General features: G+C 72.4%; 21 protein-coding genes and 2 pseudogenes. 9 read left to right on the forward strand and 14 right to left on the reverse strand.

From position 1 onward, the window contains the following. Nucleotides 1–21: 21 nt before the first annotated feature. Nucleotides 22–468: an RNA-guided endonuclease InsQ/TnpB family protein gene (locus ACFHWT_RS05775; protein WP_416593669.1), complete on the forward strand. Its 447-nt coding sequence runs from the start codon at nt 22–24 to the stop codon at nt 466–468. Here the strand turns inward: ACFHWT_RS05775 and ACFHWT_RS05780 are convergent. The 5 genes from ACFHWT_RS05780 to ACFHWT_RS05800 are packed head-to-tail and all read right to left on the reverse strand — an operon-like array spanning nt 384 to nt 4,964. After that, complete coding sequence (locus ACFHWT_RS05780) at nt 384–1,055, reverse strand: heme oxygenase (biliverdin-producing) (RefSeq protein WP_416593525.1); 672 nt, start codon at nt 1,053–1,055, stop codon at nt 384–386. The genes ACFHWT_RS05775 and ACFHWT_RS05780 overlap by 85 nt on opposite strands. Continuing rightward, a complete protein-coding gene (locus ACFHWT_RS05785; protein ID WP_416593526.1) occupies nt 1,048–1,950 on the reverse strand; it encodes a heme ABC transporter ATP-binding protein in 903 nt (300 codons plus the stop codon). The genes ACFHWT_RS05780 and ACFHWT_RS05785 overlap by 8 nt, the downstream gene beginning before the upstream one ends. Beyond that, nucleotides 1,947–2,996 carry a FecCD family ABC transporter permease gene (locus tag ACFHWT_RS05790; RefSeq protein ID WP_416593527.1) on the reverse strand — a complete coding sequence of 350 codons (1,050 nt, stop codon included), beginning with the start codon at nt 2,994–2,996 and terminating at the stop codon, nt 1,947–1,949. The genes ACFHWT_RS05785 and ACFHWT_RS05790 overlap by 4 nt, the downstream gene beginning before the upstream one ends. 4 nt (nt 2,997–3,000) lie before the next feature. After that, nucleotides 3,001–4,044, reverse strand: a complete 1,044-nt coding sequence (locus tag ACFHWT_RS05795; RefSeq protein WP_416593528.1) for a heme/hemin ABC transporter substrate-binding protein — start codon at nt 4,042–4,044, stop codon at nt 3,001–3,003. Next, nucleotides 4,041–4,964 carry a hypothetical protein gene (locus ACFHWT_RS05800; RefSeq protein ID WP_416593529.1) on the reverse strand — a complete coding sequence of 308 codons (924 nt, stop codon included), beginning with the start codon at nt 4,962–4,964 and terminating at the stop codon, nt 4,041–4,043. Before ACFHWT_RS05800 ends, ACFHWT_RS05795 begins: the two co-directional genes overlap by 4 nt. Before the next feature lie 217 nt (nt 4,965–5,181). On the opposite strand from ACFHWT_RS05800, the gene ACFHWT_RS05805 reads away from it, so the two are divergent. The 3 genes from ACFHWT_RS05805 to ACFHWT_RS05815 all read left to right on the forward strand — a co-directional run bounded on the left by ACFHWT_RS05805 (nt 5,182) and on the right by ACFHWT_RS05815 (nt 8,686). Further along, nucleotides 5,182–6,690 carry an HtaA domain-containing protein gene (locus ACFHWT_RS05805; protein WP_416593530.1) on the forward strand — a complete coding sequence of 503 codons (1,509 nt, stop codon included), beginning with the start codon at nt 5,182–5,184 and terminating at the stop codon, nt 6,688–6,690. Nucleotides 6,691–6,761: 71 nt separating this feature from the next. Continuing rightward, nucleotides 6,762–7,799: a WxL protein peptidoglycan domain-containing protein gene (locus ACFHWT_RS05810; protein WP_416593531.1), complete on the forward strand. Its 1,038-nt coding sequence runs from the start codon at nt 6,762–6,764 to the stop codon at nt 7,797–7,799. Beyond that, nucleotides 7,796–8,686 (forward strand): hypothetical protein, encoded by an 891-nt coding sequence (locus tag ACFHWT_RS05815; RefSeq protein ID WP_416593532.1) that lies wholly within the window; start codon nt 7,796–7,798, stop codon nt 8,684–8,686. The genes ACFHWT_RS05810 and ACFHWT_RS05815 overlap by 4 nt, the downstream gene beginning before the upstream one ends. 91 nt (nt 8,687–8,777) lie before the next feature. Here ACFHWT_RS05815 and ACFHWT_RS05820 read toward each other — a convergent pair whose 3' ends face one another. Continuing rightward, nucleotides 8,778–10,400 carry an RICIN domain-containing protein gene (locus ACFHWT_RS05820; protein ID WP_416593533.1) on the reverse strand — a complete coding sequence of 541 codons (1,623 nt, stop codon included), beginning with the start codon at nt 10,398–10,400 and terminating at the stop codon, nt 8,778–8,780. Between the two features lie 177 nt (nt 10,401–10,577). Here ACFHWT_RS05820 and ACFHWT_RS05825 point away from each other — a divergent pair, with 177 nt between their 5' ends. Continuing rightward, the gene (locus ACFHWT_RS05825; RefSeq protein ID WP_416593534.1) at nt 10,578–11,492 is read left to right on the forward strand and encodes an SDR family oxidoreductase; all 915 of its coding nucleotides are present in this window, start codon (nt 10,578–10,580) and stop codon (nt 11,490–11,492) included. Here ACFHWT_RS05825 and ACFHWT_RS05830 read toward each other — a convergent pair. The 3 genes from ACFHWT_RS05830 to cobF are packed head-to-tail and all read right to left on the reverse strand — an operon-like array spanning nt 11,483 to nt 14,116. Then, nucleotides 11,483–12,505 (reverse strand): helix-turn-helix transcriptional regulator, encoded by a 1,023-nt coding sequence (locus tag ACFHWT_RS05830; protein ID WP_416593535.1) that lies wholly within the window; start codon nt 12,503–12,505, stop codon nt 11,483–11,485. The genes ACFHWT_RS05825 and ACFHWT_RS05830 overlap by 10 nt on opposite strands. Before the next feature lie 2 nt (nt 12,506–12,507). Continuing rightward, a complete protein-coding gene (locus ACFHWT_RS05835) occupies nt 12,508–13,296 on the reverse strand; it encodes a GntR family transcriptional regulator (protein ID WP_416593536.1) in 789 nt (262 codons plus the stop codon). After that, a complete protein-coding gene (cobF, locus tag ACFHWT_RS05840) occupies nt 13,289–14,116 on the reverse strand; it encodes a precorrin-6A synthase (deacetylating) (protein WP_416593537.1) in 828 nt (275 codons plus the stop codon). Before cobF ends, ACFHWT_RS05835 begins: the two co-directional genes overlap by 8 nt. A gap of 239 nt (nt 14,117–14,355) precedes the next feature. On the opposite strand from cobF, the pseudogene ACFHWT_RS05845 reads away from it, so the two are divergent. From ACFHWT_RS05845 to ACFHWT_RS05860, 4 genes and pseudogenes are all read left to right on the forward strand, one after another. After that, nucleotides 14,356–15,963: pseudogene (locus tag ACFHWT_RS05845) on the forward strand (amino acid adenylation domain-containing protein); the annotation flags it as partial. 39 nt (nt 15,964–16,002) lie between these two features. Then, nucleotides 16,003–17,376 (forward strand): hypothetical protein, encoded by a 1,374-nt coding sequence (locus ACFHWT_RS05850; RefSeq protein ID WP_416593670.1) that lies wholly within the window; start codon nt 16,003–16,005, stop codon nt 17,374–17,376. A 49-nt stretch (nt 17,377–17,425) separates the two neighbouring features. After that, complete coding sequence (locus ACFHWT_RS05855) at nt 17,426–18,190, forward strand: enoyl-CoA hydratase-related protein (RefSeq protein WP_416593538.1); 765 nt, start codon at nt 17,426–17,428, stop codon at nt 18,188–18,190. A gap of 98 nt (nt 18,191–18,288) precedes the next feature. Next, complete coding sequence (locus ACFHWT_RS05860; RefSeq protein ID WP_416593539.1) at nt 18,289–18,507, forward strand: hypothetical protein; 219 nt, start codon at nt 18,289–18,291, stop codon at nt 18,505–18,507. A 33-nt stretch (nt 18,508–18,540) separates the two neighbouring features. Here ACFHWT_RS05860 and ACFHWT_RS05865 read toward each other — a convergent pair whose 3' ends face one another. The 5 genes and pseudogenes from ACFHWT_RS05865 to ACFHWT_RS05885 form a co-directional block, all read right to left on the reverse strand. Further along, entirely contained in the window at nt 18,541–19,503 is a 963-nt protein-coding gene (locus tag ACFHWT_RS05865; protein WP_416593540.1) for a TIGR03557 family F420-dependent LLM class oxidoreductase, read from the reverse strand. 238 nt (nt 19,504–19,741) lie between these two features. Continuing rightward, the gene (locus ACFHWT_RS05870; protein WP_416593671.1) at nt 19,742–21,004 is read right to left on the reverse strand and encodes a beta-ketoacyl synthase N-terminal-like domain-containing protein; all 1,263 of its coding nucleotides are present in this window, start codon (nt 21,002–21,004) and stop codon (nt 19,742–19,744) included. A 23-nt stretch (nt 21,005–21,027) separates the two neighbouring features. Then, the gene (locus ACFHWT_RS05875) at nt 21,028–22,311 is read right to left on the reverse strand and encodes a beta-ketoacyl-[acyl-carrier-protein] synthase family protein (protein WP_416593541.1); all 1,284 of its coding nucleotides are present in this window, start codon (nt 22,309–22,311) and stop codon (nt 21,028–21,030) included. A 116-nt stretch (nt 22,312–22,427) separates the two neighbouring features. Beyond that, nucleotides 22,428–22,799 (reverse strand): annotated as a pseudogene (locus ACFHWT_RS05880) (cupin domain-containing protein); the annotation flags it as partial. Next, the gene (locus tag ACFHWT_RS05885; RefSeq protein WP_416593542.1) at nt 22,796–23,590 is read right to left on the reverse strand and encodes an SRPBCC family protein; all 795 of its coding nucleotides are present in this window, start codon (nt 23,588–23,590) and stop codon (nt 22,796–22,798) included. The pseudogene ACFHWT_RS05880 and the gene ACFHWT_RS05885, both read right to left, overlap by 4 nt. Nucleotides 23,591–23,609 lie beyond the last annotated feature (19 nt).

Here is a 23,609-nt window from a genome sequence, read left to right on the forward strand (position 1 = left end):
AACCACAGTCTGGCCCGCGCCATCTCGGACGCGGCCTGGCGGCAGTTCCGCACCATGCTGGGGTACAAGGCGCGCTGGTACGGCCGCGACCTGGTGGTCGTGGACCGCTGGTTCCCGTCGACCCGACGGTGCTCCGCGTGTGGCGAACTGGCTGAACACCTGCCGTTGACGGTCCGGTCGTGGACCTGCCGGTGCGGGCAGGCCCATGACCGGGACGTGAACGCGGTCCGCAACCTTCTCGCGGAGGGGCTCTCCGTGACTGCCTGTGGAGGCGGTGTAAGACCTCACCGGGAGTCCTCCTCTCGGACGGGGCGGTCGTCGGCGAAGCAGGAACCCCCTGGGGCGACCCAGGGAATCCCCGTTCCTTCAGGGCGGGGAGGAAATCAAGCCGCCGACTCCATCGACTCCGGCGCCACCGGGTCCTGCTCCTGGCCCAGCTCGGCGAGGACCGCAGAATTGTGCCGGTAGGCCACCGCCACCTCGCCGACCAGAGCCGCCTCGGCGGTGACGTCCAGCGGCAGGGCGTCCAGCCGGGCCCGGTACGCGTTCTTGTATCCGCGCGCATCGTCGATGCCGGCGAAGTGGTAGAACGCCACGCCGCCCTTTCCAGTCAGTTCGTACGTCTGCGCCACCTGACGGCCGATGAACAACCCGCCGGACAGGTCACCGAGGTACCGGGTGTAGTGGTGGGCGATGAACGCCGGCGCGAAGGTGAAGCAGACCTCCTGCATCCGGGCGACGTAGCGGCGGGTCGCCAGGTTCGGGGCGATCCGGCCGGCCCAGTCCGGGCCGAGCAGGTACGCCAGGTCGGCCTCCAACGCCGGCAACCGGGTCAACCGGTCGTCGACGAAGCCGCCGGCCAGCGCATCGTCGCGCATCGCGTCGGCCGCCTCCTCCAGCACCTGGTAGATGAAATAGTGCTGGGCGACCAGGTCGGCGTACCGCCGCCGGGGCAGCTCCCCGGCGACCAGCGCGGAGACGTACCGCTGGGACTCGGCCGCCTGGTGGTCCTGCCAGCTTGCCGCCCGGAGCCGGGCGGAGAAGGTGTCACTCATGTCGGGGGTTCCTTTCTTGCCGGGTCGGGTGCTGCCGTCGCGGAACGACCAGCGGAAGTCCGGTCTCGGGGTGCGGCAACACCTCGATGTCGTGCCGGTACACCTCGCTGAGCAGCGCACCGGTGAGAACCTGGTCGGGTGGTCCGACGGCCCGCAGCCGGCCGGCCGACAGCAACGCGATCCGGTCCGCGTACGCGCCGGCCAGGCCGAGGTCGTGCAGCACCACCACGACGGCGTCACCGGCGGCGGCCCGCTGCCGGGCGAGCCGCAGCACCAGCTCCTGGTGGTGCAGGTCGAGCGCGGCGGTCGGCTCGTCGAGTAGCAGCGCGGCGGCCCGCTGGGCGAGCACCCGGGCCAGCGCGGCGCGGGCCTGCTCGCCGCCGGACAGCGAGGTGAAGGTACGGTCCGCGAACTGCGCCATGTCGGTGGCGGCCAGACACTCCTCGACGATCGGGTCGTCGGACTCCTCGGCGGGCAGCCCGGCCCACGGTGCCCGGCCCATCCGGACCACCTCGGCGACGGTGAACGGGAAGGACAGCACACTGCGCTGGGTCAGCACCGCCCGGCGTAGCGCCAGCTCGGTCGAGGTCCAGGCGGACTGCGGCGCGCCGTCGATCCGGATCACGCCGGCGGCCGCCGCGACGTCACCGCCGATGGCGGCGAGCAGCGTCGACTTGCCGGCACCGTTGGGACCGACCAGGGCGACCACCTCGCCAGTGTGAACCACCAGGTCGACCTGGTCGAGCACCGCCCGCCCGCCGAGTTCGACCCGCAGCCGGTTGATCTCGATCAGCGCGGTGCCGGCCGGCCGGGCGGCCGGCACCCGGCCGGGCGTGCGCCGGCCGAGCAGCCGCCCCGTGCGCCGGCCGAGCAGCCGCCCCGGTGCCGGGGTCATCCCCAACCTCCGGCCCGGCGCCGGGTACGGCGCAGCAGCCAGAAGAAGGCCGGTCCGCCGACCACTGCGGTGAGCACCCCGAGCGGCAGTTCCTGGTACTCGACCAGGGTCCGGGCGGCCAGGTCGGCGGCGATCACCACCACCGCCCCGCCGAGCGCGCTGGCCGGCAGCAGCACCCGATGCCCGGGTCCGGCGACCATCCGGACCAGGTGCGGCACCACCAGACCGATGAAGCTGATCACGCCGGTGAAGGCCACCGCGGCGGCACCGAGCAGCGCGGTGACGACGATCATGCGTACCCGCAGCCGTTCCACGTCCACCCCGAGGTGACGTGCGGAGCGTTCGCCGAGGGCGAGCAGGTCCAGCTTGCCGGCCGAGGCGAGCGCGGCGGCCAACCCGACGACCAGGCAGGGTAGGGAGACAGCCACCGCGTTCCAGTTGGCCTGGGCCAGGCTGCCGAGGTTCCAGAAGGCGATCGCCTGCACCCCGGCCGCGTCGGTGACGAACATCAGCAGCCCGATCGCGGCGCCGGCGACGGCGTTGACCGCGATGCCGGTGAGCACCAGGGTGACCACCTCGGTCCGTCCGTCGGCGCGGGACAACGCGTACACCAGGTAGGTGGTGGCCAGTCCGCCGGCGAACGCGGCGGCGGCCAGCGTCCAGCCGCCGAGCGCGGAGATCCCGGTGACGATGGCCAGGGCGGCGCCGACCGCCGCGCCGGAGGAGACCCCGATGACCCCGGGTTCGGCCAGCGGGTTGCCGAAGATGCCCTGCATGACGGCACCGGCGCAGCCGAGCGACGCGCCGACGATCGCGGCCAGGACGACCCGGGGGAACCGGACGATCCACAGCGCGTTCTCGCCGTGCGGGGCGGTCGGCAGCGCGCCGATCTCCAGGCCGAGCCGGTGCAGCACCGAGGCGACCACCTCGGCCGGGGCGATCTGCACCTGGCCGGAGCCGGCGGCGACCACACCGACGACGAGCAACGTGCCGGCGAGGCCGGTGAGTAGCAGCGGCCGGCGGGCGGCGAGCACCGGGGCGGTCACGCCGTCACCGGCATTCGTGGACGGCGCGGGCGAGAGCCTGGATCGCCTTGCCGGTACGGGTGCCGAAGTTGAGCAGCACGGTGTCGTCCATGTCGATGATCCGCCGCTGCTGGCCGGCCGGGGTCTGGGCGACGCCGGGCATGGCGACCAGCCCGTCCACCCCGCCGACCGATTCGAGCCCCTTGGTCATCACCAGGATGACGTCCGGCGCGGCGTTGATCAGACCTTCGCTGGTCAGCGGCCGGAACCGGGCCAGGCCGATGGCGGTACCGGCGTCCTCGCCGCCGGCCGCAGCGATCATCGCGTCTGAGCCGGCGCCTTCGCCGCCCATCAGGTACACGCCGGCGGTGCCGCGCAGGTAGAGGAAGGCGACCCGGGGCCGCTCGGCGTCGTCCGGGACGCCGTCGCGGGCGGCGGCGATCTCGCCGTCGACCCGGGCGACGAGTGCCTCGCCGGCGTCGGCGACGCCGAGTGCGGCGGCCACCTCACGGATGTGCACCGGTACGGCGGCCAGGCTCTGCTCGTCGCCGATCCGTACCACCGGGATACCGGCGGCGCGGAGCTGGTCGAGCACCTCGGGTGGGCCGATGCTGTCGTCGAGCAGCACCACGCTGGGGTCCAGTGCCATGACCGCCTCGGTGGACAGGTCGTGCCCGCCGGGGGTGACCAGCGGCAGGTCGGCGGCGGCCGGGAAGTCGGTGGAGGTGTCCCGCCCGACGACCCGGTCACCGAGGCCGAGGCTGAAGACGATCTCGGCGATGGAGCCGTACAGGTTGACCGCGAGGATGCGGTCGGCGTCGGTCACCGTGACCCGGTCGCCGGCGGCGTCGGTGACGGTGACCGGCAACGCCGGCTGCGGCGCCGGGTCGAGCGGGGTCACCGCGTCGTCGCCGACGACGGCGGTGACCGGCCCGCAGGTCGCCGGTTCCGGGGCCGCGTCGGGGTTGCCGGCGCTGTCCGCGCAGGCAGCCACCGGGCCGGCGAGCAGCACGGCGACGAGCAGCCCGACCAGCGTCGGGCGGTTCACGACCAGTTTCGGGCGGTTCACGACCGGCTCCGGCGGTGCCGGCGGCGGACAGCGGACAGCCCGGCCAGCGCCAGTACGCCGAGCGCCAGCAGGATCAGCGTGCTGCTCCACCACCGACCGGCCGGGCCGACGGTGCTGACCCGGGTGACCGCCAACCCGGTCGGGTCGGTGCCGGCGACGGCGGTCGGGCCGGCGGTGCCGTCGGTCGGTTGGCCGGTGGCGTCACCGGCAGCTGGTGCGGAGCCGCTGAGCTGGCCAGGTTCGCCCGCCTCGCCGGATGAGCCCGGGGAGTCGCCGTCGGTGTCGGACGGGTTCGTGGTGTCACCGGTTGCCGGGGCCGGTGGCGCGGTGGTCCGGTCCGGGTTGCCGGCCGCCGGGGCGGCGCTGGTGCGGGCGGGCGCGGCGGCGGCCGCGAAGCTGATTGGCACGCGTACGTCCTGACTGCGGTCGCTGGTCCGGGTGTGGTCGGCGCGGGTGACCACCGAGCAGGTGCGCACGGTGCAGTCGACGTCGCCGATTCTCGTGGTCAGCGGGATTCGGACCTGGAACGAGCCGCCTTCGCCGTACGGCACGGCGAGTCCTTCGCCGTACGACGGGGGGTTGCTGGAGATCCAGTGCGAGCTGCCGCTGCCGCCGGAGGTGTCCACCCCGCCGCCGCACGGTGTCGGCAGCGCCCCGTCGCCGTTGTCCACACAGAACCCGACGTAGATGCCCTTGTTGGTGTCGTACCCGGTGCCGGTCACCGTGACGGTCGCGCCGGAGCGGCTGATGCCGGTGGAGTCGGAGACGGTGAGTCGCTGGCCGCCGGATCCGGTGGCGGAGGTGTCCGCGTGGGCCGGCGACGCCAACGGCGGTGCGGCGAGTACGGCGGCGGTCGCGGCGGTGGCGGTGACGACCGCCAAGGTCGCGGTGACCCGGCCGCTGAGCAGCGGCGTTGGCATGGGTGATCCCTCCGACGATCGTCGGTTGAGTTTTGAATGAAGGTTTGCCTAACCTAAGTCATCGCCGCAGATCGGGACAAGGGTCCGACCGGTTCGAAGATCAGGTACCCCTGCTGGAGCCATATCTTGTTAGGTATGGCTAACCTAATCTCGATCACATGCCGTGTCCACGGCAGAAGTGGAACACGGTGAGTAACTATCCGGAAAGGACCAGTCGATGATCACATCCAGAGCTGGTGCTCTGGGGCGACGGTCGGTGACCTGGGCGGCTGCGGCCGTACTCGGTGCCGCGGCCGCACTCGTCGGCGCCGCGCCCGCAGTGGCTGCCCCTGCCGACATCACCGAGGGAAGCCTGAACTGGGGCTTCAAGGAGTCGTTCCGCAACTACGTGTCGTCCGGCGACGGCAATCCGCCAATCGCGGCGAGTGACGGTGCGTCGATCAACGCCGATGGAACGTTCGCCTTCCCGTCCACCGGCGGCAGCTACGACGCCGAGACCGGTGAGACGAACGCCACGTACGGCGGCACGGTCGTCTTCTCATTCCCGGCGCACACGTTCACCATCACCCTCGCCAACCCGACGGTGGCCGTCTCCGGCGGCACCGCCGTCCTCAAGGCCGACGTCGAGCTGGTGAGCACCGCGTTCCCGTCGGTCGACGTCACCCAGGCGGTCATCGCCGAGCTCACCACCACCGACGCCAACCTGGTGGCCGATGCGGACGGCATCACCGGCACCGACCTGGCCGCCACCCTGACCGCTGAGGGCGCCACCGCCTTCGCCGGCTTCTACCCGGCCGGCCAGGTCCTCGACCCGCTGTCGTTCGAGGCGGTCACCTCCGGCGGCGGTGGACCGGCCGCTCCGTCCGTCGACGTCACCCCGGATACCGGCGTCGACCCGGCCGGCGCCACCATCACCGTCGCCGGCAGTGGCTTCGACCCGCAGGCCAACGACGCCGCCGGGATCTACGTGTCGTTTGGCCCGAAGGTCGACGAACACTGGACCAACGCCAGCGTCCTGCAGGTCACCAAGTGGGTGAGCAGCACCAACGAGCCGACCGACGCCCGGGACACGATGAACCCGGACGGCTCGTTCAGCACCGCGCTGCCGATCAGTGCCCAGTACACCGACCGCAACGGCAACGCGGTCGACTGCACCGTCACCCAGTGCTATGTGATCACCTTCGCGGCACGCGGATCCGCCGACCGCAGCCAGGACACCTTCACCCCGATCAGCTTCGCGGCCCCGGCCGGCGGCGGCGACGCCAGCCAGCAGATCGCCGCGACCGTGCTGGGCGGCGGCCCGCTCACGCTCAGCGTGGCCGGTTCGTCGGTCACCCTGCCGGCGACCGGCAACGGCGCCGTCACCAGCGGTGAGCTGAACGCCGCCAGCGTGTCCGACCTGCGCGGCACCAACGCCGGCTGGAGTCTGGTCGGCCAGGTGGGTGACTTCGTCGCCGCCGGCGGCGCGGTCATCGCGGCGGACAACCTCGGCTGGGCGCCCACCGCATCCGTGGTGGACGACCCGCTGGTCGGGCAGAGCGGCACGGTCACCCCAGGCGCGGTGGCCGACCCGGGCGCCGGACTCGGCACCGCCCGGGCGTTGTGCACCTCGGCGGCCGGCGCCAGCGCCGGCAGCTTCACCTGCGGCGCGCAGCTCAACCTCGGCGTACCCGCCGCGGCGGCGCCGGGCGACTACACCGCGACCCTGACGCTGACCCTGTCCTGAGGATCAGCCCGACCGGCCGGTGCGGGGCCGCGACGGTCCCGCACCGGCCACCGGCCCGACTGGAGCGCCCGATGTCCGCCCCGCCCACCCGTCGCCCGCACCGCCGCCGCGCCGCCATCGGCCTGCTGGCGACCGGCCTGCTCGTGACCGGCCTGCTCGCGTTGCCCGGCGCCACCCCGGCCGCCGCTCAGTCGGCCGGTCCGGCCCCGGCCGACGCGGTCACCTGGGCGGTGCAGCCGTCCAGCGCGGACGGGCCGACCGGACGCAACTACTTCGTCTACGACCTCGCCCCGGGCGCGGAGATCACCGACCACGTCGCGGTGCGCAACCTCGGCGACCAGGACCGGACGTTCACCGTGTACGGCACCGACGGGTTCCTCACCGACGACGGCGCGTTCGCCCTGCTCCCGGCCGACGAACCGGCCACCGACGTCGGCACCTGGATCCACTTCGACCAGCGGGAGTACGCAGTGCCGGCCGGGGAACGGCTGGACATCCCGTTCCGCCTGACGGTGCCGGCCAACGCGACACCCGGCGACCACGCCGGCGGGGTGATCGGCTCCATCGCCCAGCTCCGTACCGACGCCAGCGGCCAGCAGGTCAACGTCGACCAGCGGGTCGCCGCCCGGGTCTACCTGCGAGTCGACGGCCCGGTCCGGCCGGCGGTCGACGTCGAATCGATGAGCATCAGCTACGACGACCCGGTCAACCCGCTGGGCGACGGTGACGTGGAGGTCACCTACCAGGTGCGCAACACCGGGAACATCCGTGTCGGTGGTACGGGCGCCGTGCTGCTGGACGGCCCGCTGGGCTGGGAGCTGGCCCGCACCGATCCGGTCGACCTGCCCGAACTGCTGCCCGGCAGCACCTTCACGGTGACCGAGCGGATCACCGGCGTACCGCCGGCGCTGCGGCTGACCGCCACCGTCGACCTGGCCCCGACCACGGTGGACGAGGCGTTGCCACCGGTCACCCGTACCGCCGGTGTCTGGGCGCCGCCGTGGTTGCTGCTCGCCGCGATCGTCGCCCTCGCCGGGTGGTTCGGGGTACGCCGCTGGCGTACCCGCCGCACGGTCTCCGGCACCGCCCCGACCAGCACCGCGCCGTGACCGGCCGGCGAACCTCGGCGTGCGCCCTGGCCCTGATCCTGGCCGCCGGCGCCGGCGGCCTGCCGTCGACACCCGCGACCGCCACCGCGCCCCAGGTCGCCGTCGCACCGGCCGCCGCCCTCGTCGGTGCGACGGTGACCGTCACCCTGGCCGGCTGGCCGACCGGCACCGTGCAGCTGGAGATCTGCGGTAACCAGGCCCGCCGGGGCGCGCTCGACTGCGCCACCGGCTCGGCCCGGCAGCTGTACGTCGCCGACCGGCAGCCGGTCTCCGCCCGGCTCACCGTCGCCGCGCCGCCGGTGGCCTGCCCCTGCGTGGTCCGGGCCCGGGCCCTCGCCCCTCCGGCGACCGACGAGGTGGCCACGGTCACGGTGACCGGCACGGCCGCGATCGACGTCACCGACCTGGCCGCGCCGGTCGCCCCAGCCGGGCCCGACCGGACGGGGCTGCGACTGGCCGGGGTGAGCGTGGCGCCGGCCGAGCGGAACTGGCCGGCCCTGTTCGCGCTGCGTGGCGAGATCCGCATCGACGTCGACCTGCGCAACGACGGCACCGCCGAGGTCGGTGCGGCGCAGCTGTTCCTGCTGACCGGCCGGCCCGGCCGTGCGACATCGGTGGTCGAGGGAACCGACATCGCGTCGCTGCCGGCGGGGCATGCCACCACCGTCCGGATCGTGGTGCCGATCGACGGCCCGCTGTACGGCCGGTACGCCGTACTGGGGCGGTTGACCCCGGCGGAGATGGTTGGCGGCTCCGACGCGGTGGAGTTCGAGGTGCGGACCGAGCGGTACCCGTGGGGCTGGGCCGCCCTGGCCGGCCTGCTGATCCTGGTGCTGCTGGTACGGCAGTTCGTCGGGTGGCGGCGCGACGGTCAGCCGGGCGACTGAGCTGGCCGGCGTCTACCGTGGACCGGCGGCCACCCACCGTCGTCGTGGCGGGTGGCCGCCGGCAGCCGATGTCGTACGGCGTGCGGACCGGTCAGCAGCGGTTGATGGTCGAGTTGTTCAGCGCGATGTTGCGGATCACGATGTTCTGCCCGCACGGGTTCTCGTTGATCTGCGAATTGGTCAGCGTCAGGTTCTGCAGGGTGATGTCGCGCGACACCGGGAACTCGGTGCGCGAGGCGATCCGCACGTCCGAGCCGTTGACCGAACCGGAGACCGCCGCGATGTTCACGTTGTAGCAGTTCTCCAGCAGGATCGAGTTGCTGCCGGTGCCGGAGATGTCGATCCGGTCGATGACCGCGCCGCCGGATTCCGAGACGCAGAAGATGCCCCGGCCGCCACCCCGGGCGATCACCGTGCCGACCCGGATGTTCGTCGGATAGCTGTTGCCGACCCGGCCGTTGCGGTTGGCCATCCGGAACCCGGCGTACCCGGTGCCGGTGCCGGCGCCCTGCGCGTCGACGGTGCCGACGGTCGCGTTGATGGTGTCGTTGAGGATCAGGCCGGAGTAGCCGGTGTTGCGGGCGGTGACGGTGCCGACCGTCAGCCCGTCGACCCCGTACGTCTCGACGCCGTGCGCGCTGGTGCCCTGCACGTACACGTTGTCGATTCGCACGTTGCGGGACCGCTGGCTGCGGTCGCCGTGGTTGTCGATCCGGATGCCCAGGCCGGCGGTGACCCGGATGTCGATCTGGCCGAGGGTGATGTTGTTGCCGTTGCGGATGAAGATCCCGTACAGCGGGTTGCCGGTGATGTTGAGCCGGGTCACCTCGACGTCGGTGACGCCGCGGGCGTACACCACCGCCTGGTCACCGGAGCCGGAACCGGTCACGTTGACCGTGCCACAGACCTCCAGGACCGTGTACGACGGCAGCGACAGCCGGGAGCCGGCGCTGATCGACCCGGAGCCGCGGACGATCACCTTCTGCTTGCTGCTGCGCCCAGCCGACAGGCTGTTCACCGCCGCCTGCATCGCCGACAGCATGCTGGAGCCGGTGTAGACGGTGCTGCCGCCGTTGCGCGCCGTCCAGGTCGACCCGTTCTGTACGGCTTCGGCGTTGAACGAGCCGGACCCGCAGCCGCCGGACGGCGGCGGGGTGGTCGGCGGCGGGCCACCGCTGTCGACCCGGACCATCTGCCACTGCTGGTTCCAGCCGTTGAGGTCCTGGTACTGGGAGATGATCCCGCCGTCGTCGGTGGACCACTCCCACACGTCCAGCACCTTGCTGGTGTGCCGGTTGACGAACCGGACGTAGCCGCTGTCCGAGTCCAGCACCCCGAAGTGCTGACGGGTGGTGCCGTTGTCGGCGTTCTGGACGAGCTGGGTGCCGTCGCTGGCGTTGGGCAGCTCCAGATACTTGCCGCTGTGCCGGGACCGGATCTTGTAGTAGCCGTTGCCCGCGTCGACGAACTGCCACTGCTGTACGGCCTGGTCGTTGCGCGCCCACTGGACGATCGGTGCGCCGTCGTTGGTTGCCCAGTTGTACAGGTCGATCGCCTTGCCGCTGTGCCGGTTGACCAGCACGTACCAGGCGTTGGTGTCGACGGTGGCAGCTGCCGCGTGCTGGATGCCGACCGCCGCGCCGGTGGCGACCATGGCGGTCGTGGCGAGCGCCACGACGCCGGTACGCCAGCGCCGCCATCTGGTGGCTGTCATGGTACCTCCTGGTTGTCGGAGACTGCTTGTGCCTGGTCGCGCCCCCACGGCGACGCGGGGAAAGGGTTTTCCCAGTGTTACGGCAATGTATCGACCCTGTTCGATGGAGTCAACAAGTCTGCTGTTTGCTGGAAAAGCTGACGCCGGATGTCAGGTTTTGCTGGCACCGTCAACGGCATGACCACACCACTGAACGGCAGGACAGCACTGGTCGCCGGGGCGACCCGGGGCGCCGGCCGGCGGATCGCCATCGAACTCGGCGCCGCCGGTGCCACCGTCTACGTCACCGGCCGCAGCACCCGGCGGCAACGTTCCGAGATGGACCGCCCGGAAACGATCGAGGAGACCGCCGAACTGGTCGACGCCGCCGGCGGCACCGGCGTCGCGGTACCGACCGACCACCTGGAACCGGACCAGGTCCGCACCCTGGTGCAGCGGATCGACCGTGAACAGGGCCGGCTCGACGTGCTGGTCAACGACATCTGGGGGGCCGACCATCTGACCGACTTCGAGTCGCCGATCTGGGAGCAGCCGCTGGACCGCGGCCTACGGACGCTACGACTCGCCATCGACACCCACCTGATCACCAGCCACTACGCGCTGCCGCTGCTGATCCGCCAGCCGGGCGGGCTGGTGGTGGAGATGACCGACGGCACCGCCGACTACAACGGCACCCACTACCGCGAGTCGGTCTTCTACGACACGGCCAAGAACGCCGTCATCCGACTGGCCTTCGCCCAGGCCGAGGAACTGCGGCCGTACGGCGCGACAGCGGTGGCGCTCAGCCCGGGCTGGATCCGGTCCGAGGCCATGCTGGACCACTTCGGGGTGACCGAGGCGAACTGGCGCGACGGCACCGCCAAGGACCCGCACTTCGCCATCTCCGAGACACCGGCGCTGGTCGGTCGGGCAGTGGTCGCGCTCGCCGCCGATCCGCAGGTGTCCCGGTTCACCGGGCGGTCGCTGTCCAGTGGGCAGCTGGCCCGCGAGTACGGCTTCACCGACGTCGACGGCAGCAGCCCGGACGCGTTCCGCTACATCGTCGAGGTCGTCGAGACCGGCCGGCCGGCGGACACCACCGGTTACCGCTGACCATCGGCGTCGCACCGCTGACCGGCGGCGTCGTCGTACAGCGCGGCGAGCCGGCGGGCGGCGTCGCGCATCCGGTCCCGCAGCGCGGGCGGGGCGAGTACCTCCACCTCCGGACCGAGCGCATGCAGTTGGCTGTACGCCACGTGGGGCGACTCGACCGGCAGTCGGGTATGCACCCAGCCTTGCCCGTCGGGTGGCCCGGCCGCCTCGCGCGCCGCCTGGGCGGCCGGCGCCTCCACCGCCCAGCGCAGCGCCCGCAGCCCGGCCGGACTCAGCCGTACGGTGACCTCGTCGACCAGGACGCTGCGGACGAAGTCGGCGGTGCCGGCCGCCCACACGTCGGCCAGGTCGAAGCGGTGGTCGCGGTCGAAGACGTCGCCGGTCGGGTCGACTGCGGCGACCCGGTCCACCCGGTAGATCCGGTGTCCGTCGTCGACCCGGTCTACGTCGGGGACCCGGCCAACCAGGTACCAGGTGCCGTTCTTCAGCACTAGACCGTACGGCTGCACCGTTCTGACCACCTCGGAGCCGCTCCGCCGGTAGCTCAGTCGGACCACCTGGTCCTGCCAGGTGGCGCGGGCCAGGTCGGCCAGCGCCGGCGGCGGATCGGCCTGCCGGAACCAGCCGGGCGCGTCCAGATGGAACCGCTGCCGGGCCCGGCCGGCGGCGTCGCGCAGCCCGACCGGCAGCGCGGCGGTCACCTTGAGCTGGGCTACCCCGAGTACGTCGGCGAGGCCCATCTCGTCGGCCGGTCCGGGCAGCCCGGACAGGAACAGCGTCTCCGCCTCGGCCCGGCTCAACCCGGTGAGCCGGGTCCGGTAACCGTCCAGCAGCCGGTACCCGCCGGCCCGGCCCTGGTCGGCGTAGACCGGCACCCCGGCGGCGGACAGCGCCAGCACGTCGCGGTAGATGGTGCGCTCGGAAACCTCCAGCTCGCGGGCCAGCTCCGCAGCGGTCATCGTCTCCCGGGACTGCAGCAACAGGACCAGGGAGATCAACCGGGCGACCCGCACGGTCAGCGCCCGGCGGGTGAGCGCAGCGGGGATCCGTCGGCCACCCGCAACTGGTACGCCCGGTGCGGCGCCCAGTTGGCGACCAGGCTGAACCGGTCGCCGCGGACGAACGTCTCCCGCCATTCGACGGGTCGCCCATCGGCCCGGCCGATCCGTTCGACGGCGAGCAGACCGACGCCCCGGCCGATGCCCAGCAGCCGGCGCTGCCCGGCGGTCGGCACGATGGCGTGGATGCGTTCCTCGCCGTCGGTGACCCGGACCCCGCGCCGGGCCAGCTCACTGTAGATGCCGGTGCTGGTCAGATCGGCGGTCAGCAGCGGCCGGGCCAGCTCGGCCAGCAGCCAGACCCGGTCGGTGGCCAACGGTTCGTCGTCGGCGAACCGGAGCCGCTCCAGATGCACGAAGCGGGTGTCCGGGTCCAGCCCGAGCCGGGCCGCGACGGCGACGTCGACCCGCAGGTCGCGGGCGAGCGCCTCGCTGCGCTGGCGCATTCCCCGCGCCTGCACCTCGTCGAAGAGTGAGTAGAGGGCGCCGAGCGGCTGCTCGATCCGCTGCTGGTGGACGGCGGTACGCCGGCCCCGGGCCGAGTCCAGCACCCCGGCCTGGCGTAGCCGGCGCAATGCCTCCCGTACCGTGTGCCGGCTGACGCCGTACTCGTCGACCAGCTCGTGCTCGCCGGGGAAGCCGGCGGCGAACCCGCCGGCGGTCAACCGGCGGACCAGGTCGTCGTGCAGCTGGGCCCACAGCGGCATCGGGCTGTCCCGGTCGACCGGCCGGGCCTGGTCAGTCATCGGCTACCTGATCGTCTCGCGTCTGCTGTCCGGTTTTCTGGTGCTGTCCGGTTGTCTGGACAAGAGTACGCCGCAGCAGGTACGTGTCCATGATCCAGCCCTTGCGGCGGCGGGCCTCGGTACGTGCGGTGACGATCCGGTCGGCGACCTGGTGCACCGGGCCGGCGATCAGGATTTCGTCTCCGGTGCCGAGGTACGCGCCCCAGTAGATGTCGATGCTGTCGGCGGCGGTGAACCGGGTGAAGGCGCACTGGGCGTCGAGCATCACCACCAGATCGTCCACGCCGGCCGGGAAGCCCTCGTCGGCGAGCCGCCGGCCGGTGGTGATCTGCACCGGGCGGCCGATCCGGTTCAGCGCGATCCGGTGCCGGGCGGTCAGCACGGCGACGCTGCTGATCCCCGGGATCACCTGATGGTCGAACTCGACGACGTCGCGTTCCCGCAGGTCGTCGAGGATGGCGAGGGTGCTGTCGTACAGCGCGGGGTCGCCCCAGACCAGGAAGGCGCCGCAGCCGCCGTCGGGTAGTTCATCGCGGATCAGCTCGGCGAAGCGGTCGGCGCGGCGGCGGCGCCAGTCCTCGACCGCGGCCCGGTAGTCCGCCGCGGTCCGGTCCCGCTCCGGGTCGGCGATCTCGACCGCCCGGTACGCCCCGGTGGTGTGCCGGCGCAGGATCTCCTGCCGCAACGCCGCTAGGTCCTGCTTGACCGCGCCCTTGTCGAGCAGGAAGAACACATCGACCCGACGCAGCGCCTCGATCGCCTGCACGGTCAGGTGGTCGGGATCGCCGGCCCCGATCCCGATGATCAGTATCTCTCGCACCCGGGGGAGTGTGCCGCACCTTGACCGGGCGGCGGTAGTCGCGGGCAGCAGCGAGCAGCGCAACGCGTGTCGGCGGGACTGCCGCCAAGATCCGCCCGTCTTAACCGTTTCCTTACGCCTCTTACGTATTTATTACCGATCATCACTGTATGTGGGCTAGTGGCCACTTGCGCGGTTCGATGGAGGGGAAGCGCACCGTCCTCCTTGGCCGGTGCCCCGACATCGAGAAAGGGGCAGTCATGCCACAGCGAGGTTCCGCCCTCCCGGCGACCCGCTCCCGGGCCAGCGCCGTGCGGCAACGCGGCATTCCCGGCACCGCCGCCGCTGCGGTCGGTACCGGACCGTTGGCCAGCCTGTCCGAGCAGGACAGACAATTGTTCCGCCGATTCGGCTACGGCCCTGCTGAGCCGATCGGCTCCACCCACATCCAGCACGCGATCGAACAGTGGGCCGTCCTCACTCCCGACACGGTCGCCGTCGAGCACCTCGACGAACGCATCAGCTACCGACAGCTGGACCGGCAGGCGGACCGTCTCGCTGCCCGGCTGATCGCCCACGGGGTACGCCCGGGCGACCGGGTCGGCGTGTTCATGCGCCGGTCGATCCCCATGGTGGTCGGCATCCTCGCCACCCTGAAGACCGGCGCGGCGTACGTGCCCCAGCACGCCGGGGTGGCCACCGAGGCCCATCTGCGGCACGTCACCGACACCGCCGGCATCCGGATCGTGCTGACCAGCACCGAGACGGCCAGCGAGCTGCCGCACCTGCCGGGCCAGGTGCTGATCGCCGTCGACGAACTGCTCACCGAGCCGCTGGCGGATTCGGCGTACCCGGTCGTCCCGGCCGGTCCGACCAGCCCGGACGACGGCTGCTACGTGCTGTTCACCTCCGGCACCACCGGCCGGCCCAACGGCGTGACCGTCACCCACCGCAACGTGTGCAATCTGCTCCTGACCGCCCCCGGCGACCTCGGCATCCAACCGGGATGGCGGGTCGGGCAGATTCTCAACATCGCCTTCGACATGGCCGCCTGGGAGATCCTCGGATGCCTCAGCCACGGCGGCACCCTGGTCGTCCGGGGACGGGACATCGCGGCGACGGTCGAGACGGTGGACGTGGTGATCGCCACCCCGAGCGTGCTGGGCACCGTCGACCCGGACCGGTGCCGCCGGGTCAAGGTGGTCGCCGTGGCGGGTGAACCCTGCCCACGGGAGTTGGCCGACCGGTGGGCCCGGCAGGCGGTCTTCTACAACGGCTGCGGACCGACCGAGACCACCATCGTCAACACCATGCACCGGCACGACCCCGCCTCCGTGCGGCTCACCATCGGCCGGCCGACCCCGAACAACACGGTGTACGTGCTGGACGCCGACCGCCGGCCCTGTGCGATTGGCGAGGTGGGGGAGTCGTGGGCGGGTGGTGACTGCGTGTCGGTCGGCTACCTCGGCGATCCCGAGCTGACCGGGCAGCGGTACGTGCCGGATCCCTTCCTCGGCGGTGGACGGATGATGTTCCGTACCCGGGATCTCGGACGCTGGACCCCCGACGGCGAGTTGGAGCATCTCGGCCGCACCGACGACCAGGTCAAGGTCCGTGGGTTCCGGGTCGAGCTGGATTCGGTCTCCGCCGTGCTGGAGTCGGTGCCGGGGTGCCGTCGGGCGGCGACGATCAAGGTCGACGACCGTACGCTCGTGTCGTTCGTCGCCCCGGCGACCGTGGACCCGACGGCGGCGCGGGACGCGGTCGCCCGGACCCTGCCGTACTACTGCGTGCCCGAGCGGGTGCACGCCATCGAGTCGCTGCCGGTGACCGACCGGGGCAAGATCGACAAGGCGGCGCTGCGCCGGGCGTTGCCTGACCGCCGGGCGTTGCCTGACCGCCCGGCGTTGCCTGACCGCCCGGCGCTGCCTGACCGCCCGGCCCCGCCCGACCAATCGGCCCATCCGGCTCTGCCCGACCTGCCGGCTCCGCTGCCGTGGCCGCGCCGGATCCTCAGCCATCCCCGACTGATGCCGTACCACCGGCTGGTGGCACTGGTCCTGGCCGGCAACGCCGCGCTGCTGTACTACGCGCTGACCAACGGCGGCTGGTGGCAGGCGGCCGACGACGGCCTGGCGAACCTGTCGTACGTCGCCCTGGCCAACGTCGCCCTGGCCGTGGTGATCCGCCAGCAGTACGTGATCAACCTGCTGTTCTGGCTGGCCACCCGGGCACCGACCCGGTGGCCGCTGCGCCTGCGCTGGGGGCTGGGCAAGGTGTACCACTTCGGTGGGTTGCACGTCGGTGGCGCACTCGCCGGCACCGCCTGGTTCGCCGGGTACGTCGCCGAACTGACCCGGCAGGCGCTGGCCGACCGGGCCGTCACCGCCGTACTGGTGCTGTCCTACCTGCTGGTCGCGCTGCTGCTGGCGATGGTGGCGACCGCGCTGCCGCCGGTCCGCGGCCGCCGGCACGACCTGTTCGAGCGGGTCCACCGGTTCGGCGGGTGGACCGCGTTGATCATCCTGTGGGCCCAGACGGTGCTCGTCGTCGACGGGGCCCGCGCCGGTACGCCGTTGGCCGCCGCGCTGCTCGGCTCGCCGACGCTGTGGACCCTGGCCCTGCTCACCGTGAGCGTCGCCCTACCGTGGCTGCGGCTGCGTCGGGTGCCGGTGCAGGTGGTCCGGCCCTCGAACCACGTGGCCCTGCTGGCGTTCGGCCACACCACCCCGTTCGCCGGCTCGTCCACCGCGATCAGCCGCCGCCCGCTGCTCGAATGGCACTCGTTCGCCAACGTGCCGGCACCCGGTGAGCGTGGCTTCCGACTGACCGTCTCCCGGGCCGGCGACTGGACCGGCGCGTTGATCGACGACCCGCCGAACCGGATCTGGGTCAAGGGCATCACCACCGCCGGCGTAGCCAACATCGAAACGCTGTTCACCCGGGTGGTGTACGTCGCCACCGGCAGCGGCATCGGGCCGGTGCTGCCGCACCTGCTGGCCGGCAAGGTGCCGGCGCACCTGGTCTGGTCCACCCGCAGCCCGCGGACGACCTACGGCGACGAACTGGTCGACGAGATCCTGCGGGTGCAGCCCGACGCCACCATCTGGGACACCGCACGGCGTGGCAAGCCGGACATGGTGGCCCTGGCCTACCAGGCGTGGCGGGCCACCGGTGCCGAAGCGGTGATCTGCATCGCCAACCAGAAGCTCACCCGGCAGGTGGTGCACGGGCTGGAGCACCGAGGCATCCCCGCTTACGGCGCGATCTGGGACTCGTGAACCGGGACCGGCCGACCCACCATCCTACGACCTGACTGGAGGAACCGACATGCACCTGACGACCGAGCGGGACGGTGGCGTGGTCACCGTACGGCTGCACCGGCCCGCGACCCGCAACGCGCTCAGCACCGCGCTCTGCGACGAACTTCTTGCGACCCTGCGACCGCTGGACCGGGATCCGGACATCGGCTGTTTCGTGATCACCGGGTCAGAGGGCTTCTTCTCCGCCGGTGCCGACATCCGGGAGATGGCGGCGACGAGCCCGGTGCAGGCGATGACGGCCGACCTCTTCGCCAGCTGGGAGGAGTTCGCTGCGTTTCGGACACCGAAGATCGCCGCGGTCGCCGGCTACGCGCTCGGCGGCGGCTGCGAACTGGCCATGATGTGCGACCTGGTGTTCGCCGCCGAGGACGCCCGGTTCGGTCAGCCGGAGATCACCCTCGGGGTGATTCCCGGGATCGGCGGCACCCAGCGGCTGACCCGGCTGGTCGGCACGGCGAAGGCGATGGATCTGATCCTCACCGGGCGGATGATGCCGGCCCGGGAGGCGGAGCAGTGCGGCCTGGTGTCCCGGATCGTGCCGGCCGACCAGCTGCTCGCCGAGGCCCGGTCGGCGGCGGCGGTGATCGCCGGGCACAGCCGGCTCGCGGTCACCGCCGCCCGCGAGGCGGTCCAGCGGTCGCAGGAGGTCGGACTGCGTGAGGGGCTGCTGTTCGAACGGAGGGTCTTTCACGGACTGTTCGCCACCGCCGACCGGGCGGAGGGGATGTCCGCGTTCCTGGAGAAACGGGCGCCGCGGTTCACCGGCAGCTGAGCCTGCCGGCCCGCTGCGACGGACGGATCCGGCGGGATTTGATAGTTATTGTGCGTACGGATGAGGCGCGGGCTGGCTGAACCGGCAAGGATCGGCATATGAAGGTTCTCTTCCTGGGTGGCCCGTGGCATGACCAACGTCGCGAGGTGACGCCCCGCCGCCTCGCCGCTGCCGCGGACACCTTGCCAACGCAGTACACGGTGCCGCTCCGACCCGGGGTCGAGCCCGTCACCTACACCCGCCGTTACGCCCGCAGTCAGGGCGAGCGGCTGCCGGTATACGTCGCCCCCGACTATTCCGGCCCGGCCCGCGCCTGACAACTGCGGCGCCGATGTTCGAGCCGGCCGCCGTCACCGGTCGAGCCCTCGCAACCGGTCGGCCAGCTCTCGTTCGAAGAAGTCCAGGAAACCGTCCGGGTCGGGCCCGGCGTTCTGCAGCACGATGTGGTCGAAACCGGCGTCGACGTACGGTTCGACCGCTTCGAGGTGCACCGCCGGGTCCGGCCCGACGCTGAAATGCGCGGCGATGTCGTCGGCGTCGACCATCGCCGAGGCCGCCTCGAAGTTCACCGGGTTGGGCAGCTCGCTCATCACCTTCCAGCCGGTCAGCGCCCAACGGCTGGACTCCCAGGCGGCCTTGATCGCCTGCTCCTCGTCCACCGCCCAGGCCATCGGCACCTCGGCGTAGCGCGGCCCGGCGCCGCCGGCCCGCCGGTAGTGCTCGACGATCGAGCCCTTCGGCTCGGTGGCGAACAGTCCGTCGCCGAGTTCGGCGGCGAGCCGGGCGGACTCCGAGCCGCTGGCGGCCACCGCGATCACCGGCGGGGTCGGCGGCAGGTCGAACACTCGCGCGTCGTCGAGCTGCAGGTGCTTTCCCTGGTACGTGTGGTAGCCGCCGGACCAGAGCAGCCGGATGATCTCCAGCGCCTCGCGTAGCCGCTCGTGTCGCCCGTGCACACTCGGGAACGGCTCCCCGGTGACGTGCTCGTTGAGGCGTTCGCCGGCACCCACCCCGAGGGTGAACCGGCCATCGGACAGCAACGCCACGGTCGCCGCGGCCTGGGCCACGATCGCCGGGTGGTAGCGCAGGCTCGGGCAGGTGACGCCGGTGGCCAGCCCGATCCGGTCGGTACGGGCGGCGATCGCGCCCAGCACGCTCCAGGTGAACGGCGAGTGGCCCTGGGAGTCCAGCCACGGGTGGAAGTGGTCGCTCATCTCGACGAAGTCGAACCCGGCCTGCTCGGCCCGTACCGCCTGGGCGATCAGGTCGGCCGGTCCGAACGCCTCGGTCGCCAGCTTGTAGCCGATCCGCATGTGTCTGCCCTCCCGGAATGCCGCTGACAGCCCGGTCGAGTCCGCCGCCGGGCACTCTCACCGGGTTACCCGGAACCGGCCGGGCCATGCGGGGCCGAGCATCGACACCCGCCTGCCTGGTAGTGCCCACGGGCTTGATGCACCTGTGGCATCAAGATGCCACAGGTGCATCAAGCCCGTGCAGTGTCATTGGTCCGGCACCGGGTCGACGGACACCGGGGCACCCGACGCGCAGCCATCACTCCCAGTCCTCGTCGCGGCGCAGCACCAGGGCGCTGTTGAAGCCGTCGAAGCCACGGGCGGCGACCAGCGCGGCGTGCCCCGCGCACTCCCGTGGCGTACGGACGAAGTCCAGGTCGCAGCCGGGGGCCGGGCGGCGCGGCGCGGCGGTCGGCGGCAGCAGCCGGTACCGCAGCGCCAGCAGCGCCGTCGCCACGTCCACCGCCGCACTGCCCTGGTGCGCCCGCCCGGTCAGCGGCTTCGGCGTGGTCACCGGCGGCGGCGCCGGGCCGAAGACCGCCCGCACCGCGCCGGCCTCGGCCCGGTCGAAACGCGGTACGCCGAGCGCGTCCGGCAGGCAGACGGCCACCTGGGCCGGAGCCACCCCGGCGGTCGCCAACGCCCGACGCATCGCCCGGGCGTACTGGTCGACATCCCCGCCGGTGTGCCGGTCGGTGTGCCGGGCGTCGTGGCTGGCACCCCAGCCGGCGACCTCGCCGTAGATCACCGGGGCGCCCCGGGCCAGCGCGTGCCCCAGTTCCTCGACGACCAGCACCGCGCCGCCCTCGCCCGGCAGGTAGCCGGCGGCGTCAACGTCGAACGGCAAGTACGCCGACTCCGGGTCGGTGCCGGTGCTCAACAGCCCGCTACGCAGCTGACAGGCCAGCGCGTACGGGCTCAGCGCGCACTCGGTGGCACCGGCCAGCACCACGTCGGCGCCCCGGCGGATGGTCCGGGTGGCGTGCGCCAGGCTGTCCAGCCCGCCGGCCGCCTCGGCGACCAGCACTCCGCAGGCGCCCTTGAACTGGTGGGCGATGGAGAGCTGGCCGACGCTGGCGGCGTAGAACCAGGCGATCGACTGGTACGCCCCGACGGTACGGCCGGGCCGGCTCCACAGCCGCTGCAGCTCGCGCTGGCCGAACAGGTTGCCGCCGGACGAGCTGGCCAGCGCCACCGCGTACCGGTCGGGGTCGTCGGCGGTGTCCGGCAGCCCGGCGTCGGCCAGCGCCAGCCGGGTGCCGGCGAAGCCGAGATGGGTCCACCGGTCGGTCTGCACCACCCGCCGGTTGTCGGTCCACTGCAGGGCGTCGAAGTCGGCCACCTCGCCGGCCAGGGTGACCGGGTACGGCTCCGGGTCGAACAGGGTGATCCGGCCGGTGCGTACCTGCCCGGCCAGGGTCGCCTTCCAGTGCGCGTCGGCACCGAGTCCGGTCGGCGCCACCACGCCGATCCCGGTGACCACCGCCCGCCGCCCGGGTGCAGCGGCCCGCTGACCGGGCACCGCGGCCCGGGTGCTGTCGGCGTTCACCGTACTGTCCTGTCCGGTCGGGCGAAGACCATCGCCGACTGGAACCCGCCGAATCCGCTGCCGACCGACAACGCGACGTCGACCGGTAGCTCACGCGCGGTGTTCGGGACGTAGTCCAGGTCGCATTCCGGGTCCCGGGTGCGCCAGTTCGCGGTCGGCGGGACCACCTCGTGCGCCATGGCGAGCGCGCAGGCCGCCATCTCGATCGAGCCGATCGCGCCGAGTGAATGCCCGATCATCGACTTGATCGAACTGACCGGCACCCGGTACGCCGCGTCCCCGAGCGCCCGTTTGAACGCGGCCGTCTCGTGCCGGTCGTTCTGTCGGGTGCCGGAGCCGTGCGCGCTGACGTACGACACGTCGTCCGGGTTGAGCCGGGCCTGGTCCAGTGCGTCCACGATGGCCAGTCCCATCTCCGCGCCGTCCGGGCGCAGCCCGGTCATGTGGTAGCCGTTGCTGCGGGTTGCGTACCCCCCGATCTCGCAGTAGATCCGCGCGCCGCGCCGCCGCGCGTGGCCCAGCTCCTCCAGCACCAGCACGGCGGCCCCCTCGGCGAGCACGAACCCGTGCCGGTCGTTGTCGAACGGCCGACTGGCGTGCGCTGGGTCGTCGTTGTCCGGGCTGGTCGCCCCGATCGCGTCGAACGACGCGACGGTGACCGGGGAGATCGGCGAGTCGGCGGCACCGGCGAGCATCACGTCCGCGTCGTCGTCGACGATCAACTGGTGGGCGTAGCCGATCGCGTCGATGCCGGAGGTGCAGCCGGTGGAGATTACCTGCGCCGGCCCGTGCAGGCCGTGCCGGCAGGCCACGTCGGCGGCCAGGCTGCTGGGCACCAGCGCCTGATAGAGGTACGGCATGGTGCAGTCCGGGTCGACCAGCCAGCGGCTGCCCGCGTCACTGGCCACCACGTACTCCTGCTCCAGGGCCACGGTGCCGCCGACCGCCGAGCCGAGCGCGACCCCGGCCCGCTGCCGGCCGGCGTCGTCGAGGCGCAGCCCGGCGTCGGCGACCGCCTCGATCGAGCAGGCGAGAGCGAACTGGACGTACCGGTCGGCCCGTCGTCGTTCGCGCGGGCCGAGCCCGGCGCCCGCCGGGTCGAAGTCGCATTCGGCGGCGATCTGGGACCGGAACGGGGCCGGGTCGAAGAAGGTGATCCGGCGGGTCGCCGTACGTCCAGCGGTGATCGTCGCCCAGAACGCGTCCCGGGTGGCACCGCCGGGGGCGACCACCCCGACCCCGGTCACGACGGTACGCCGGGGCGACCCGACCCCGGTCACGGCCGGTGCCCGTTGGGTGTGGTGGTCCGGGTGCGCGGCACCGGTCGGCGACCGGGCCTGGCGGCGTCCGGACGGGGGCCGCCGGCGTCCGGACCGGGACCCAGCACCGCCGGTCCCTCGGTGTCGACGTGGCCGAGTTCGGGGCGCGGCGCCAGCGGGCTGAGGTGAAAGACCACTTCAGCCGGCCCTCTGCTGACGTTGCGCAGCCGGTGCCGGGTGTTCATCGGCACGAACAGCCCTTCGGCGCGGCGTACCGCCACCGGCAGGTCGTCCAGGTCGACGACGATCTCACCGCGCGCGACGTAGAGGAACTCCTCGCTGTACGGATGGTAGTGCTCGGCGATGCGTTCACCGGGGCGCAGCACCGCCAGACCGAGGAAGCCGGAGGTGCTGCCGACCGTCCGTGGACCGAGTAGGACGCGCAGTTCGCCGCCGCGTCGACGGTCGGCGGCGAGGTCACGGGCGGCGACGAGCCGTGGATCGTTCATCGGGTTCCTCCGGCGGGGTCTGCGGTGCGGGCCAGGGTTTCGATCCGGTCGCGAATGATGTCCAGCTGGATCCGGCTGTTGGTGTTGATCCGTTCGGTCATGCCGGCGTTGTCGAGCGGCGCGGTCGGCCGCATGGCGAAGTCCTGCACCCAGGTCATCCGGGTGCCGCCGGGAACCTCCGCGTAGTCCCAGCGGATCCGCATGTACTCGAACGGTCCGGTCTCCACCCGGTGGGCCAGCACCCGGCGACGGTCCCGGTCGGCGGTGCGTTCGCTGACCCAGCTCCAGACGGTCCCGTTCTCGTCCGGGTGCATGGTCAGCCGGAACCGCACGGTGTCCCCGTGCCGGTGCACGATCTGCACCGACGCGTACTCGGTGAACAGGTCGGGCCAGTGCTCGACGTCGTTGGTGACCGCCCAGACGAGATCCACCGGGGCGGCGATCACCACGCTGTTCTCGGTGTGTCCGGGGGGCGGCCCGGTGGCGTCCGCGTCGGCCCTGGCGGCAGGGCCGGTGCCGGTGGCCGAGGTGGCTTCGCCGGCGATTTCGTCGGCGACCAGCTCGGCGATCTCGACGATGGACAGGTCCACGCTCTCCGGCGGGATCCGCACCTGGTACCGGTCGGCCACCACGGCCTGCAACTCCAGCAGCGCCAGCGAGTCCAGGCCGAGTTCGGCCAGGGACGCCGCCGGGGAATCGGCGGCGCCGGCCGGGTCGAGCCCGCAGTTGCGTACCAGGATCGCGGTGATGTCCGCGGCGGTGACCTTCGGCTGATCGTCGGTGATGCTCATCCGCTCCTCCTCGGGCGTG

Origin of the sequence: Micromonospora sp. LOL_021 (assembly GCF_048060215.1) — a bacterium.
Lineage (GTDB): Bacteria > Actinomycetota > Actinomycetes > Mycobacteriales > Micromonosporaceae > Micromonospora_E.

What these genes read in the sequence shown, in the direction of transcription:
- ACFHWT_RS05780 (WP_416593525.1), bottom strand. Translation starts at nt 1,055, where the DNA reads ATGAGTGACACCTTCTCCGCCCGGCTCCGGGCGGCAAGCTGGCAGGAC.
- ACFHWT_RS05785 (WP_416593526.1), bottom strand. Translation starts at nt 1,950, where the DNA reads ATGACCCCGGCACCGGGGCGGCTGCTCGGCCGGCGCACGGGGCGGCTG.
- ACFHWT_RS05800 (WP_416593529.1), bottom strand. Translation starts at nt 4,964, where the DNA reads ATGCCAACGCCGCTGCTCAGCGGCCGGGTCACCGCGACCTTGGCGGTC.
- ACFHWT_RS05805 (WP_416593530.1), top strand. Translation starts at nt 5,182, where the DNA reads ATGATCACATCCAGAGCTGGTGCTCTGGGGCGACGGTCGGTGACCTGG.
- ACFHWT_RS05810 (WP_416593531.1), top strand. Translation starts at nt 6,762, where the DNA reads ATGTCCGCCCCGCCCACCCGTCGCCCGCACCGCCGCCGCGCCGCCATC.
- ACFHWT_RS05820 (WP_416593533.1), bottom strand. Translation starts at nt 10,400, where the DNA reads ATGACAGCCACCAGATGGCGGCGCTGGCGTACCGGCGTCGTGGCGCTC.
- ACFHWT_RS05825 (WP_416593534.1), top strand. Translation starts at nt 10,578, where the DNA reads ATGACCACACCACTGAACGGCAGGACAGCACTGGTCGCCGGGGCGACC.
- ACFHWT_RS05835 (WP_416593536.1), bottom strand. Translation starts at nt 13,296, where the DNA reads ATGACTGACCAGGCCCGGCCGGTCGACCGGGACAGCCCGATGCCGCTG.
- ACFHWT_RS05855 (WP_416593538.1), top strand. Translation starts at nt 17,426, where the DNA reads ATGCACCTGACGACCGAGCGGGACGGTGGCGTGGTCACCGTACGGCTG.
- ACFHWT_RS05860 (WP_416593539.1), top strand. Translation starts at nt 18,289, where the DNA reads ATGAAGGTTCTCTTCCTGGGTGGCCCGTGGCATGACCAACGTCGCGAG.
- ACFHWT_RS05865 (WP_416593540.1), bottom strand. Translation starts at nt 19,503, where the DNA reads ATGCGGATCGGCTACAAGCTGGCGACCGAGGCGTTCGGACCGGCCGAC.
- ACFHWT_RS05885 (WP_416593542.1), bottom strand. Translation starts at nt 23,590, where the DNA reads ATGAGCATCACCGACGATCAGCCGAAGGTCACCGCCGCGGACATCACC.